This is a genomic window from Meiothermus sp. QL-1 (assembly GCF_003351145.1).
In the GTDB taxonomy this organism is placed as follows: domain Bacteria; phylum Deinococcota; class Deinococci; order Deinococcales; family Thermaceae; genus Meiothermus.
Genome location: NZ_QQSV01000001.1, coordinates 46,616 through 60,077, shown reverse-complemented (window position 1 = coordinate 60,077; position 13,462 = coordinate 46,616). Strand labels below are relative to the sequence as shown.

Annotated in this window: 13 protein-coding genes; 12 read left to right on the top strand and 1 reads right to left on the bottom strand. The window is 64.6% G+C overall.

What is annotated here, in order from left to right; translation table 11 throughout:
- Positions 1 to 61 precede the first annotated feature (61 nt).
- Genes DV704_RS00305 through DV704_RS00285 form a run of 5 tightly spaced genes read left to right on the top strand, consistent with a single transcriptional unit; the run spans position 62 to position 4,162 of the window.
- Positions 62 to 886 (top strand): alpha/beta hydrolase, encoded by an 825-nt coding sequence (locus DV704_RS00305; RefSeq protein WP_233498181.1) that lies wholly within the window; start codon positions 62 to 64, stop codon positions 884 to 886.
- A gap of 33 nt (positions 887 to 919) precedes the next feature.
- On the top strand, positions 920 to 1,780 hold the full coding sequence (gene purU / locus DV704_RS00300) for a formyltetrahydrofolate deformylase (RefSeq protein WP_114797564.1): 861 nt from the start codon (positions 920 to 922) through the stop codon (positions 1,778 to 1,780).
- Between the two features lie 58 nt (positions 1,781 to 1,838).
- On the top strand, positions 1,839 to 3,074 hold the full coding sequence (locus tag DV704_RS00295; protein ID WP_114797563.1) for a S1C family serine protease: 1,236 nt from the start codon (positions 1,839 to 1,841) through the stop codon (positions 3,072 to 3,074).
- Positions 3,075 to 3,101: 27 nt separating this feature from the next.
- On the top strand, positions 3,102 to 3,875 hold the full coding sequence (locus DV704_RS00290; RefSeq protein WP_114797562.1) for a cobalamin-binding protein: 774 nt from the start codon (positions 3,102 to 3,104) through the stop codon (positions 3,873 to 3,875).
- Positions 3,866 to 4,162: a hypothetical protein gene (locus tag DV704_RS00285; RefSeq protein WP_369910778.1), complete on the top strand. Its 297-nt coding sequence runs from the start codon at positions 3,866 to 3,868 to the stop codon at positions 4,160 to 4,162. The genes DV704_RS00290 and DV704_RS00285 overlap by 10 nt, the downstream gene beginning before the upstream one ends.
- On the opposite strand, the gene DV704_RS00280 is transcribed toward DV704_RS00285, so the two are convergent.
- The gene (locus DV704_RS00280) at positions 4,159 to 5,901 is read right to left on the bottom strand and encodes a WD40 repeat domain-containing protein (protein ID WP_233498180.1); all 1,743 of its coding nucleotides are present in this window, start codon (positions 5,899 to 5,901) and stop codon (positions 4,159 to 4,161) included. The genes DV704_RS00285 and DV704_RS00280 overlap by 4 nt on opposite strands.
- A 159-nt stretch (positions 5,902 to 6,060) precedes the next feature.
- On the opposite strand from DV704_RS00280, the gene DV704_RS00275 reads away from it, so the two are divergent.
- From DV704_RS00275 to DV704_RS00240, 7 genes are all read left to right on the top strand, one after another.
- On the top strand, positions 6,061 to 6,528 hold the full coding sequence (locus tag DV704_RS00275) for an FKBP-type peptidyl-prolyl cis-trans isomerase (protein WP_114797561.1): 468 nt from the start codon (positions 6,061 to 6,063) through the stop codon (positions 6,526 to 6,528).
- 32 nt (positions 6,529 to 6,560) lie between these two features.
- Positions 6,561 to 7,400 (top strand): RNase adapter RapZ, encoded by an 840-nt coding sequence (gene rapZ / locus DV704_RS00270; RefSeq protein WP_114797560.1) that lies wholly within the window; start codon positions 6,561 to 6,563, stop codon positions 7,398 to 7,400.
- Positions 7,397 to 8,722 carry a uridine diphosphate-N-acetylglucosamine-binding protein YvcK gene (gene yvcK / locus DV704_RS00265; RefSeq protein ID WP_114797559.1) on the top strand — a complete coding sequence of 442 codons (1,326 nt, stop codon included), beginning with the start codon at positions 7,397 to 7,399 and terminating at the stop codon, positions 8,720 to 8,722. The genes rapZ and yvcK overlap by 4 nt, the downstream gene beginning before the upstream one ends.
- 53 nt (positions 8,723 to 8,775) lie before the next feature.
- Complete coding sequence (locus tag DV704_RS00260) at positions 8,776 to 9,462, top strand: glucodextranase DOMON-like domain-containing protein (RefSeq protein WP_114797558.1); 687 nt, start codon at positions 8,776 to 8,778, stop codon at positions 9,460 to 9,462.
- A 620-nt stretch (positions 9,463 to 10,082) separates the two neighbouring features.
- Positions 10,083 to 11,102, top strand: a complete 1,020-nt coding sequence (locus DV704_RS00250) for a LacI family DNA-binding transcriptional regulator (RefSeq protein WP_114797556.1) — start codon at positions 10,083 to 10,085, stop codon at positions 11,100 to 11,102.
- Between the two features lie 98 nt (positions 11,103 to 11,200).
- On the top strand, positions 11,201 to 12,430 hold the full coding sequence (locus DV704_RS00245; RefSeq protein WP_114797555.1) for an ABC transporter substrate-binding protein: 1,230 nt from the start codon (positions 11,201 to 11,203) through the stop codon (positions 12,428 to 12,430).
- Positions 12,431 to 12,475: 45 nt separating this feature from the next.
- Positions 12,476 to 13,459, top strand: a complete 984-nt coding sequence (locus DV704_RS00240; RefSeq protein WP_233498179.1) for a carbohydrate ABC transporter permease — start codon at positions 12,476 to 12,478, stop codon at positions 13,457 to 13,459.
- Positions 13,460 to 13,462: the final 3 nt, after the last annotated feature.

Sequence of the window (13,462 nt, the reverse complement as noted above, 5' to 3'; positions counted from 1 at the left end):
CGAAAAGAACCAAGCAAACCTTGACCCAACCAACAAAACCCGTCTCTCGTAGAATGGCCTGGTGCGCGCCTCCTCGACCTGGACCCCCCACCCCCAGGGCCCCGGCCACACCGTGGTGGGCGAGGTATGGGTCTTCGAAGGCCTGCGGAGCCCGGAGCTCGGCAACCAGCGGGACATCCGGGTCTACCTGCCCCCCTCCTACCGCCAAAGCGAGCGGCGCTACCCGGTGCTCTACATGCACGACGGGCAGAACCTCTTCGACGAGGCCACCAGCTACGTGGGGGAGTGGCAGGTGGACGAGAACATGGAGGCCTTGGCCAGGGAAGGGCTGGAGGCCATCGTGGTGGGCATCCCCAACATGGGCCTGGAGCGGCTCGACGAGTACAGCCCCTTCCGCGACCCCCGGTATGGGGGGGGCCGGGGGGCCCGGTATTTGCGCTTCATCGTGGAAACCCTCAAGCCCTTCATCGACGACGAGCTTCGCACCCTACCGGGCCGCGCCCATACCGCCATCGCGGGCTCCTCGATGGGGGGCTTTATCAGCCTTTGCGCCTACCACCTCTACCCCCAGGTCTTCGGGGGTGCTGGGGTGATGAGCCCCTCCTTCTGGTTTGCTGAAGGGGCCATCTACCACCTGGTGGAAAAGACCCCCCGGGCACCGGGCCGGCTTTACATGGACGTGGGCCACCTCGAGCTAAGCCTCTCCGGGGTGGACAGCCGCCGCTACCTGGAGGATGTGCGCCGAATGCACCGGCTGCTTTTGCAGAAGGGCTGGCGCCTGGGGGTGGATTACCACTACCTGGAGGACCCCGCAGGCGCCCACCACGAGGCCCACTGGGCCCGGCGTTTCCCCGGTATGGCGCGCTTCCTGCTGCAATCCGGTTGAGCTCCGCTCTAAAAGCCGATAGCCTTATCCGGTATGCGGTCCGAGACCACCGCGCGCCTCCTCATCACCTGTCCTGACCGGCCCGGCATCGTAGCCGCGGTCTCGAGCTTCCTCTTTCACCACGGGGCCAACATCACCGCCCTCGACCAGCACTCCACCGACCCCGAAGGGGGGCTCTTCTTCATGCGGCTGGAATTCCAGACCCCGCACCTGGATGTTTCGCGCGAAATCCTGGAGAAAGCCTTCGCCGAGACGGTGGCCGAGCGCTTCCAGATGGACTGGCGCATTGCCTACGCTGCCGAGGTGAAGAAGGTGGCCATCCTGGTCTCCCGCTACGACCACGCTCTTCTGGAACTCCTCTGGCGGCACAGCAACAAGGAGCTCCCCTGCACCATCACCCAGGTCATCTCCAACCACCCCGACCTTCGGGCTGAGGTGGAGCGCTTCGGCATTCCTTTCCATCACGTACCGGTGGAAAAGGGCAGAAAAGAGGAGGCCGAGGCCCGCATGCTGGAGCTTTTGCAGGGCAACGACCTATTGGTGCTGGCCCGCTACATGCAGATCCTCACGCCCGCCTTCGTGGCCCACTACCCCAACCGCATCATCAACATCCACCACTCCTTCCTGCCGGCCTTCGTGGGGGCCAACCCCTACAAGCAGGCCTACCAGCGGGGGGTGAAGATCATCGGGGCCACCGCCCACTACGTGACCGAGGAGCTGGACCAAGGGCCTATCATCGAGCAGGATGTGGTGCGGGTCTCCCACCGGCACAACGTGGCCGACCTGGTGCGCCTGGGCCGCGACCTCGAGCGCACCGTGCTGGCCCGGGCGGTGCAGTGGCACCTGGAGGACCGCATTATCGTCTACGGCAACAAGACCGTGGTCTTTTCATAAATCCACTTCACGCCGTCTTCACCGGGGCTCGCTACACTAAGAACAGGAGGTTTTTTAGATGTCGATGAGAAGCACTTCGACGATTCTCCTGGGGCTCCTCCTGGTGGTAGGGGGTGGGGTGGCCTGGTTCAACCTGAGCAAAAGCCAGGCCCCCGCAACCTCAGAACCCCTGGCCCAGGCCCAGCCCTTCGACCAAAACCGGGCCTTCCTGGAAAACGAGCGCAACACCATGGAGGTGGTGCAGCGCAGCGGGGACGGGGTGGTTTTCGTGGCGGTGCGCAGCACACCGCGGCTTCGCGACCTGGGGTTTTTCGCTCCCTTCCTGCAACCCCAGCCACAGGAGGGCTCCGGCTCGGGCTTCGTGATCGACCAGGACGGTCTTATCCTCACCAACTACCACGTGATCGAGGGGGCCGACCAAATCACCGTGCGCTTCCACAACGACCCCAGAAGCTACCCCGCGCGGGTGGTGGGCACCGCCGAGCCGCTGGACCTGGCCCTCATCCGGGTACAGGCTCCCCGCGAGCGGCTCAAACCCATGCGGCTGGGCGACTCTGACCAGGTGCGGGTAGGGCAGAAGGCCATCGCCATGGGGAACCCCTTCGGCCTCGAGTTCACCGTGACCGAGGGCATCGTCTCGGCCATCCGGCGCAACCCCAACGACGGCAACGCCAGCGGCAAGGGGGCCTTTGTGCCCACCGTGATTCAGACCGACGCCGCCATCAACCCGGGCAACTCGGGGGGACCCCTGCTCAACTCGAGGGGCGAGGTAATCGGCATCAACACCTTCATCTACAGCACCACTGGGGCGCTGGGCGGGGCCCAGTCGGCGGGCATTGGCTTCGCCATCCCCATCAACCTGGCCAAGCAGTACCTGGCCGACCTCAAGGCTGGGAAGAACATCACCGCCGAGGAAATCGTGCGCTCCCGGCCCCGCCTGGGGGTGACCCTCTCGGTGCTCTCCATGGCCGAGTACCCCGAGAACATCCGCCGACAAAACCGCCTGCCCGACTCAGGGCTGATGATCCAGCAAGTAGAACGGAACAGCCCCGCCGAGCGGGCTGGCCTGCGGCCTGCTACCCGCACGGTGCAGCTTCAGCTACGCAGCGGCCAGATCATCGAGCTCGGTGTCAACGGCGATATCATCCTGGAGGCCGATGGCAACCCCATCAACAACATCAACGACCTGCGGGCGGTGCTCCTGGCCAAAAAACAGGGCGAGGCGGTGACCCTCAAGGTCTGGCGCGAGGGGCAGACCCGAGAGGTACGGGTGGTACCACAAATCATTCGCTAGCAGGGGGTGCATAATACGCATAACCCTATGCGCCTGGTGAGCCTCACCTGCTCCAACACCGAGATCATCTGGTCCCTCGGCCTTCTAGACCGGCTGGTAGGGGTAGATGACAACTCAGACTTCCCCCCCGAGGTGGCCCGGCTGCCCCGGGTGGGGCCAGACCTCCAGGTAGACCTCGACAAGGTAGAGGCCCTGCGGCCCGACCTGGTGCTGGCCAGCCTGAGCGTACCGGGGATGGAGCGCGTGGTGGAGGGGCTGGTACAGCGCGGCATTCCCCACCTGGTGCTCGATCCCCAAAGCCTGGAGGGGGTCTACGAGGACATCCTGCAGGTGGCCCGGGCGCTTGGGGTAGAAGCCCGGGGGAGGCAGGTGGTGGAGGCTATGCAGGAGCGGATTCACCGGGCCAGGGCGCTCCTGCCAGCCTGGGAGCGCCCCCCCAGGGTGATGGTGGAGTGGTGGCCCAAGCCCATGATCGCCGCCGGGCGGGATAGCTGGGTCACCCAGATGCTGGAGGCCCTGGGGGCGCAGAACGCTTTTGCCCATCTGCCGGTGCGCTCCAAGCCCCTGAGCCCCGCTGAGGTGGAGGCCGCCCAGCCCGATGTGGTGGTGGTGGCCTGGTGCGGGGCCCGGCGGCTCAGACCAGAACTGGTGCTGCGCCGGGGGCTGGATATTCCGGCGGTGCGAAGGCAGCAGGTTTTCGCCCTGGAGGAGGCCTACCTAGGCCGGCCAGGCCCCAGGCTGGCCGAAGGGGTGGAGCGGCTGGCCCGGCTTTTGGCCTCTGGAGGTGGGCCGTGGCCCTGAAGGTGGTGACCCTGTGGGTGCGGCCCAAGGGCGAGGCCCCCCTGCCCGAGGCCCAGGGGCTGCTGGAAGGGCTGCTTTCGCTTTTTTACGAGGCTTTTCCTGAATACGAGGGAACACTCGCCTACAGCCAGTCGCCCAGGCCGCCCCGCTACGCTTTCGTGTACGTGAACTCGAGCTGCCGCGGGCTCCTACCCCCGGCCGGGTGCTTTCTGCGAGGGCTTCTGGAGCGGGCCTTTCCCCAAGGAGAGGTGCGGGCCTACGGACGGGTCTGGCCAGAGGGCCCTTAGGGCCTGAACAGGGCGATGGTCCCGCCATGGTCCAGGGTGCCGCCCCCCACCGCCAGAAGGCCGCCCCAGGCCACGGCATAAAGGGGGCGGACGAAGCCAGGGGTGGTCCCCAAGAGGTCGCCCTGCACGCTCCAAAGATATAGGGTTTTGTCCCAGCCCACGCTGGCCAGCCTCTGTCCATCGGGGGCAAAGGCCAGAGCCCGGACCGCCTCGGTATGGCCTCTTAGCGTGCGGAGAAGGGCACCGGTCCGAGCCTCCCAAAGCCTTACGGCTCCATCGCGGCCGGCGGTGGCCAGGGTGCGTCCGTCGGGGCTCAGGGCCAGGCCGTGGAGGCCGGAGGGGGTCTTGATCCGGCGTTCCAGCCGCACCCCCTCGGGGGACAGGGCCCAGAAAGCCAGGCTCTCGTCGCTGCTGGCGCTGGCCAGGCGACGGCCTCCCTGAACGAAGGCCAGCCCGGTGAGGTGGGACTCGTGGGCGCGGAACTCGAGCCGCCGCTCCCCCCTCCTCCAGTCCCAAAGGCCCACCAGCCGGTCGCGCCCGCCGGTGGCCAGACTCCGCCCGTCGGGGGTGAAGGCCAGCGCCCCTACCCCCTCCCCGTGCGCCGCCAGGGCCTGCACCAGCCGTCCGCTTTCCACCTGGTAGAGGCGCACCCACCCATCGCGGCTGCCCGCGGCCAGGTACTGCCCGTCTGGGCTGAAGGCAAGGGCTGTGATCTCCAGCCCGGCCCCCTCGAGCCTGCGCACCGGCCGGCCCCGAGGGTCCCAAAGCCAGACCTCCCCTTCCCAGCCCCCGCTGGCCAGCAGAGCCCCACCGGGTTGGTAGGCCAGCGCCGACACCGAGGCCGCGGGGGGCTCGAGGGTCGCCAGCAACTCCCCTCCCCAGCGCCAAAGCCGGGCCCGCCCATCGTCGTGACCGCTCAAAAAGCCCTCCCCTCCCGCTGCCAGACTCAACACCGGACTTCCACGAAGGACCCAACGGGCCCTCTCCCCCGCCCAGAGGACGATCCGTCCATCCTGCCCCCCGCTCAGCAGCCCCCCAGGTCCCCAGGCCAGCGCGCTCACCGCCAGCCGATGGCCGAGGAACTGCCCTGCAAAGCGGCCCGTCGGCTCCCAAAACCGAACGAACCCCTCACGGTCGCCGCTGGCCAGGTACTGGGGTCCCCAGGCCAGGGCCCGCACCGAGGCCGGGGTCAGAAGGGGGAGGTGGCGGCCCTCGGCTGGGCTCCACAGCACCAGACCATCCTGCCCACCCCCGGCCAGCAGGCGCCCCCCTGGGGCAAAGGCCACCCCGTAGACGAAGCCGCGTCCTAGCTCGAGGGCCTGGCTTTGGCCCTCGGGCTGCCAAAGCCGCAGCGCCCCGTCGGCCCCACCGCTGGCAAATTGCCGCCCATCGGGGCTGAAGCGGGCCGCCCAGACCTGGTCGCGGTGCCCCCGAAACACCCGCGGAGGTCCTTTGCCATCCGGGCGCCAGAGCCGAAGAGCAGCGTCAGCCGAGGCGCTCAGAAGGGTGCCGTCGGGGGCAAAGTCCAGCGCACGAACAGTATCGGGGTGAACCAAAGTGCGCTGGAAGCGCCCAGAGGGGTGGTAAAGCTGCACGTAGGCGTCGGCCCCCAGGGCCAGCCGCCCATCCGGGCCCACCGCCACGGCCCCCACCGGGGCCCGATGGCCGGAAAGGAGCTGCGCGGGCGGGGCGGCCAGCGCCAGCGAAAGCCCCAGAATCAAGGCAAGCCCTGTGCGCACCCTACATAGCCTAGTAGACCAGGAAACCGCCGTCCACCGTCGCCGCCTGTCTGGCCTCTCACCGCACAGAAAAACCCCCACCCGGGCAACCTCCTTCGTGGAAGCCGCCCACCGTACCAGCCTCGAGCTGGGGGCTGCGCCCCCTTTAGAATGGGCAGCATGAGACGTTACCTTCTTCTGGCCGGGGTGGTTTTGGCCCTTGGGGCAGGGGCCTACTTTCTCCTGGGCCAGCGCCAGGCAGCGGGCGGCCTCTGTGCCCGGCCCCCGGCAGCGGCCGCGGGCCTGACCAACGAGGGCATAACCACCCTCCGGCTGGAAGACCTCAAGGAGGGCCAGGGTCCCCAGGCCATCACCTCCAACACCGTGCGGGTCCACTACATCGGGCGGCTGGTCGACGGCACGGAGTTCGACTCCTCCTGCCGCCCCGGGCGCACCCCCTTCGAGTTCACCCTGGGGGCGGGCCAGGTAATCCCAGGCTGGGACTCGGGCCTGGTAGGGATGCGGGCGGGAGGGCAGCGCCGTCTTTTCATCCCGGCCCACCTGGCCTACGGCGAGCGCAGCCCGAGCCCCAACATACCCCCCAACTCGGCCCTCATCTTCGATGTGGAGCTTTTGGAAATCCGCTAGACTGGGAACAGTGCGCCGTGGGGGGCACGGGGATGCGGTTCGTGGTGCTTAGCGGGCAAAGCGGAGCAGGGCTTACCTCAGCCCGGATGGCGATGGAAGACCTGGGGTATTTCTCGGTGGACAACCTGCCCCCTCAGCTTTGGAGGGCCCTCCTCGAGACCGTGCAGCCCCAGGGCATCGAGAAGGTAGCGGTGGTGCTGGATATTCGGGCTCGAGCCCTGCTCTTTGGGGTAGAGGACGCCCTGGCTGCGCTCAAGCCCTTCATAATCTACCTCGAGGCCCGCCCGGATGTCCTTTTGAAGCGCTACAACCTCTCGCGCCGGCTGCACCCTCTGGGCATGGGCAACCTGCTGCGGGAGGTCGAGCAGGAGCGGCAGGCCCTGGCCCCCCTGCGGGACCGGGCCGATTTGGTGATTGACACCTCCGAGCGCACCCCCCGCCAGCTCAAGGAGGCCCTCGAGGCCGCCTTGGGGGAGGAAGAGAGCTTCCTGCTCAGGCTGCTATCCTTCGGCTTCAAGTGGGGCCCCCCCCAGGACGCCGACCTGGTGCTGGATGTGCGTTCCCTCCCCAACCCCCACTACGTCCCTAACCTCAAGGCCCGGCCCGGCACCGACCCCGAAGTGGCGACCTATGTTTTTTCCAACAAGGAAAACGAGGCCTTCTACCGCACCTTGCTTGCCACCATCGGCCTTTCCGCCGAGGGAGCCCGCAAGGGCGGACGTGCGGCTTATACTGTGGCCATCGGGTGCACCGGGGGGCAACACCGCAGCGTTGCAGTGGTGGAGCGGCTTGGCCAGGAACTCTCAGGGCGCTTTCGCGTGGAATCGGAACACCGCGACCTGGAAAAGGCCCTGATAGGCGAGAGGGCATGACCGAGAAGAGCAAGCCAAACGGCCTACGCACACTGGCCCAGGGCCTCTGGGCACACCCAGCCGACGACCGGTTTCTGAGCGCGCTGCGCTGGCTTCTTCCGGGCATGCGGGTCAAGCGCTACGCCCTGGTGGCTCTTCTGGGTCTGCTTGGGATGTTCGTGGGGGTGGTGCATCTTTCCTGGCACACCACGCTCATCCCCTGGTTCTTGCAGCTCGTGCGCTGGACAGGCTACCTCAACCTGCCCTTGTGGCTTTCGGGGGGGGCGTGGCTTCTTGCGGGGTTGGTGCTTTTTCTGCTGGGGCTGCGCTGGATGAACCGCAGCATGCTCTCGGCCATCACCGACCCGGGTTCGGTCTCCAAGCAGGTCTACATAAGGCGACGGCTCGAGGCGGGCCCCCGCATCGTGGCCCTGGGGGGTGGCACCGGGCTTTCCCGGGTGCTGCTGGGCCTCAAGCAGGAGACCGCCAACCTCACCGCCATCGTGGCCGTCACCGACGATGGGGGTTCCACCGGGCGGCTCAGGGTCTCCTTTGGCATACCTGCGGTGGGCGACCTGGTGGACTGCCTGGCCGCGCTTTCCGACGCCGAAGGCCTGCCCAAACTCATGCAGTACCGCTTTCAGCGAGGAGAAGAGCTCAAGGGCCATACCTTCGGCAACCTGATGCTGGTCTCGCTTTCGGAGCTCAACCAGGACTTCGCCCAGGCCATGCGCCAGGCCAACCAGGTGCTGCGCCTGCGAGGGGCGGTCTGGCCCGCTACCCACGAGGCCGCGCGGCTTTGGGCCGAGCGGGACGACGGCAGCCGGGTGCAGGGCGAGACCGCGCTGCGGGAAAAGCCGGGCCGCATCCGCCGGGTGGGGCTGGCCCCCGCGGGGGTAGAGGCCATGCCAGAGGCAGTGCAGGCCATTCAGAAAGCCGAGATGATCGTGCTGGGCCCCGGCAGCCTTTACTCCAGCGTGATTCCCAGTTTTCTACCCAAGGGGATTCAGGCAGCCATTCGGCAGTCCACCGCCAAACTGGTCTACATCGCCAACATCATGAGCGAACGGGGCGAAACCGATGGAATGGACGTCTTTGACCACTTCCAGGCAATAGAAAAACACCTGGGTCGCAAGCCCAACGTGGTCCTGGTCAACAATGCCCGCATCCCTGAGGAGCTTCTCCGGCGCTACCGGGCCGAAGGGCAGCAGCCGGTGCGCTTCAACCCCCAGCCCTTTGAAGGGCTGGGGGTGCGGATCATAGCCGAGGACTTCCTGGAGCCCGGCTTCGCCCAGCACGACCCTGCCCAGCTGGTCAGGGTACTGATGGGTCTGCTCCGGTGAAGGGCATTCGCCCCCTTGATGGGCCGAAACGGGGCCGGGTAGGGTATGGCCTGGTGATTCCGCTCTTTTTCTCCGACCCCGTGGGCGACGACCACGGCCTGGGTTATGCCTATCCCACCGTTCCCCTCTTCGCCGAAAGCGGCTTCGCCGACCTCACCGGGTTCGAAGCGGTGGCGCGGGAGGGCCGCTTGGTGTTGCGGGTGCGCCTTCAGCGCTATCCCAACCCCCTTGGGGCCCCCCACGGCTTCTCGCTGGCGGTTGTGGCCATCTACATCCACACCGGGCCCGGAGGCTCAGAGGAGCTACCAGGGGCAGGCTTCAAGACCCCTCCGGGGGAGGGCTGGAACCAGGCCTACCTCATCACCGGTTGGAAAGCCCAAGAAAGAAGGCCAGACGGCAGCAGCACAGAAATTCCTCTGAAGAAGGTGGGGGAGTGGCTCGAGCTCACCTCCGCCCTACCCCTAGGCGACTATGGCTACTACGTGGCAGCCGGCCTCTACGACCCCTTCACCCCATGGCACTTCCGCCCAGTACGCCCAGGCGGCGGCCCCTGGGTGCTGGGAGGACCGGCCGAGGCACCAGCAGCGGTAGACGTTTTGGCTCTCGACCAAGCCCGGGCCTACAAGACCGGTGTGCTGCCTCCGATTCGGGCCACAGCAAACCGTGCCCCCTGGGCTCTACTAAGCGCCGCTCTGGGGATACTTTTCGTCCTCCTCGCCTTTCGCTTTCCTCGCCGCTAGCTTTTTGCCTCGTATTCCAGCAAAACCCAGACGCCTGTTACAAACAGTGTTACAAGGTCCTCGGTCGCCAAAAGTGCGATCGCAAAGGCACAGTTCTTCTCAAGCTTCGCGCTAAGAAAGCTCTCTAGAACGCATTGGAAGCGCTTTTCTTGGGTTACCAATTCTGTTTTGCGCAAAATGCTATGATAGGGTTGCTAGAAGTTTCTAGCGAGCTTCTTGAAAACGAGTTTTTGCAATAAAAATCGAAAAACCAGGGTACAAAAAATCTAAAAGTACGGCTTTGTAAGCCCTCACCGCAAAAAACCGCGCTTCTCGCGGAGTTATCCACAGGTTGCCTGTGGATAACTGGCAGCTCTCATAAAACCCCCCTTTGGCAGTGCTGTACAGGACAGCACTTAACGGGGTTTGCTGTTGTAAACGAATAGCCCCGCAAGGGGATTGCAACCACCTCTCCTACCCAACGCTGTCAGCTCTTACAAACCCAGGGCACCTCCCCGTCCAGGTGTCTCTGGGTGCAGGCGGTCGGGGACCGGGAGGCTTGAAAGGTGAGCCCTTGGGCTCTTGACAGCGCTTTCAAAATCTGCTTTACTCAGGGAAGTCCAAACCACTCGGAGGGCGCTTTGCGCGAGAACGTTACCCTTAGCGATGTAGCTCGAGAAGCGGGTGTTTCCCCCAGCACGGTCTCCCGCGTTATCAACGGCACTGCCCGCGTGGACGCGCGCAAGCGTGAAGCAGTTTTGCAGGCCATTAAGCGGCTGGGCTACCGCCCCAACCTCATGGCCAAAGGGCTGGCGCAGGGGTGCTCTCTTACCGTCGGGGTGGTTACACAGGAGATCAGCAGCCCCTACTATGGCGAGATGCTCAAGGGGGTGGAGCAGGCCCTGGAGGGCACGCCCTACCACCCCATCTTTGCCAGTGGGCACTGGCGGGCCGACCAGGAGGAGGCTGCTCTGAGGGTGCTGGTAAGCCGGCAGGTGGACGCCCTCATTGTGATGGATGGCAGCGTTCCGGAAGAGCGGCTTTTGGAGCTGGTCAAGCGCATGCCGGTGGTGGTGGTGGGGCGCAGCATTCCAGGCCTTCCCTGCTTGGGAATCGACAACGCCCAGGGGGCCTACGAGGGCACCCGGCATCTCATCGAGCTGGGTCATCGACGGATTGCCCATATCGCTGGCCCCAAGTCCCATCCCGATGCCATCGAGCGCCTACGGGGCTACCAGAGAGCACTGGAGGATGCAGGCATTCCCTTTGATTCGGCGCTGGTGGTGGAGGGAGACTACCTCGAGCCCTCTGGTCTGCTGGCGGTGGAGGCTTTGCTGGCCCGGGGGGCGCTTTTTACCGCCATCTTCGCGGCCAACGACCAGATGGCCTACGGGGCCAGCGTGGCGCTCTATCGCCGGGGTATCCGGGTACCGCACGACATCTCCTTGGTGGGCTTCGACGACCTTCCCAGCTCGCGCTTTTTTACCCCTCCCCTTACCACAGTGCGCCAACCGGGAGCGGAGATGGGCTGGGAGGCGGCCCGGCTGGTGCTGGCTTTGCTCGAGGGGCACAGTTACACGCCAAAGCCCCTTGCGGCCCGCCTGGTGGTGCGGGAATCTACAGCTTTGCTGCATTCACCGGGGGCCCGCGCGCGGTTTTAGCGAAAGGAGGTGGCACGGAGGCCTGACCATTTTTGAAAGCGGTTTCAAAAGCCTGGGCCAAGATGGCAAGCATATCGTGAAGCAAGGAGGAGGCATCCATGAAGCAAGCCCTGTTTTTAGCCTTTTTGATGCTCTTTAGTCTAGGTTTGACTCAGAGGACCACCCTTACAGTAGCGGTTTTCCCCAATCTGGACGATGCGCTCAAGGCTCAGCTCGCTCTTTTCAACAAGAAGTACCCCAACGTTGAGGTCAAACTGGTCATTCAGCAGTACGCCGACCACCACAATGCCCTGACCACTGCCTTAGCTACTGGCCAGGGCCTGCCCGATGTAGCAGCCATTGAGATTGGCTTTGTGGGTCGCTTTGCTGAGGGGCAGGGTTTTGAGGACCTGAACAAGCCCCCTTACAATGCGGGCCAGTACAAGCGGCTCTTCACCCCCTACACTATTGCTCAAGCAACCTCTTTCGACGGGCGTTTTATCGCCATGCCGGTGGATATTGGGCCCGGCACCTTCTTCTACCGGGTGGACATACTGCAAAAAGCAGGGGTGGACCCGAGAAACATGCTCACCTGGCCGGGCTACATCGCGGCGGGGCGCAGGATCAAGGCCACCACCGGTGCTTTCCTGATAGCTGATGCTGCTGATGTGGCCTGGATCAATATTTTTGCCACCACGCCGGCCAATACCAGCCCTTACTTCGATGAAAAGGGGAATGTGATAGTGGATACCCCTCGCTTCGTGCGGGCCTTTGAACTGGCCAAAAACATCCGTGCGGCCGGCCTGGATGCTCGTATTGGGGCTTGGACCAACGAGTGGTACGATGCCTTCAAGAAGGGCACTGTGGCCACCCAGTTCTCCGGGGCCTGGTTGCAGGGCCACCTGCAAAACTGGATGGCGCCCGAAACCAAGGGTCTGTGGCGGGTGCAGCACCTTCCCGAAGGGATGTACGCTTCCTGGGGGGGCAGCTTCTACGGTATCCCTACCGCTTCCAGGAACAAGGCCCTGGCCTGGGAGTTAATCAAGTACATCACCACCACCAATGAGGCCCAGATTGCGGCCTTTAGAGCTATTGGGGCTTTCCCTGCCCTGCTTTCAGCCCAGAACGATCCCGCCTTTAGCGAGCCGGTGGAGTTTTTGGGTGGGCAGCAGGCCCGGCTGCTCTGGCGCGATGCAGCCCGTCGGGTCAGGCCCCTCAAGGCCAACAAGTACGACCGGGTGGCCTACGAGATTGTTGGTACAGCGCTTTCACAGGTGCTCGATGAAGGCAAGGACATTCCGGCAGCCCTAGCCGAGGCCAAGCGGCTCATTGAGCGCCGCATGCGCTAGGGGTGAGGGGGAGGACCTCCTCCCCCTAGCTGAAAGGAGCATTCGGTGCGGAAGACCCTGGACAATCTTCCCTCGAGGTCCAGTCCCCTGAGCCTCTCTATGCGCTGGAGCAACTTCCAGCGGCGTTACGCGCCCTATATCTTTGTAAGCCCCTTTTTTATTCTCTTCCTGGTATTTGGCTTGTATCCCAGTCTTTTCTCCTTGTACATGTCCTTTCAGTCCTGGACGCCCAGCGATGGCTGGGGGCGTTGGAAGTACGTGGGGCTCGATAACTACACCTTTACCCTCACTGACCCCATGTTCTGGCGCAGCATGTGGAACACGATCTGGCTGGGGGTGGTCTCAGGAGTTCCCCAGCATCTCATTGCCATTCCACTGGCTTTTGTGATTCACATGATGTTGGGTCGTTTCAAGACCTTCGTTACCGCGGTCTACTTCCTGCCCTACATCACCTCTTCGGTGGCGATTGCCCTTATCTTCAATACCCTCTTCGCCACCCACAACGGGGTCATTAACCTGGTCATCGCCCACCTTAACACCTGGCCCCTGTTGGGGGCCCTTCTGCCCGATCAGAACATCAACTGGTTCACCAGTGCCAACGTAAAATATGCGATTGCCCTGGTGGTGATCTGGCAGTTTACCGGTTGGAATGTCCTGCTCTACCTCTCGGCCCTCCAGGCCATCCCCAAAGACCTCTACGAGGCCGCCGCGGTGGACGGAGCCAGCCGGGTGCAGCAGTTTCGCTACATCACCCTGCCCCTTCTGCGCCCCATGATGTTCTTCGCTGTGAGCCTTACCATCATTGGCAACATGCAGCTTTTTGAGCAGCCCTTCGTGCTGCTGAACGGGGGGGCCAGCACCGCCACGCCCGGCGGCCAGACCGTCACCATGTACATGTACCGCACTGCCTTCGAGTGGCTCGAAATGGGCACGGCTGCTTCCATTGCTTGGATTCTGTTCATCTTTATCGGCATCCTGACCTACCTCAACAACCTGATCTTTGGCCGCGCGGCCCGGGGGGTGGACTAGAAG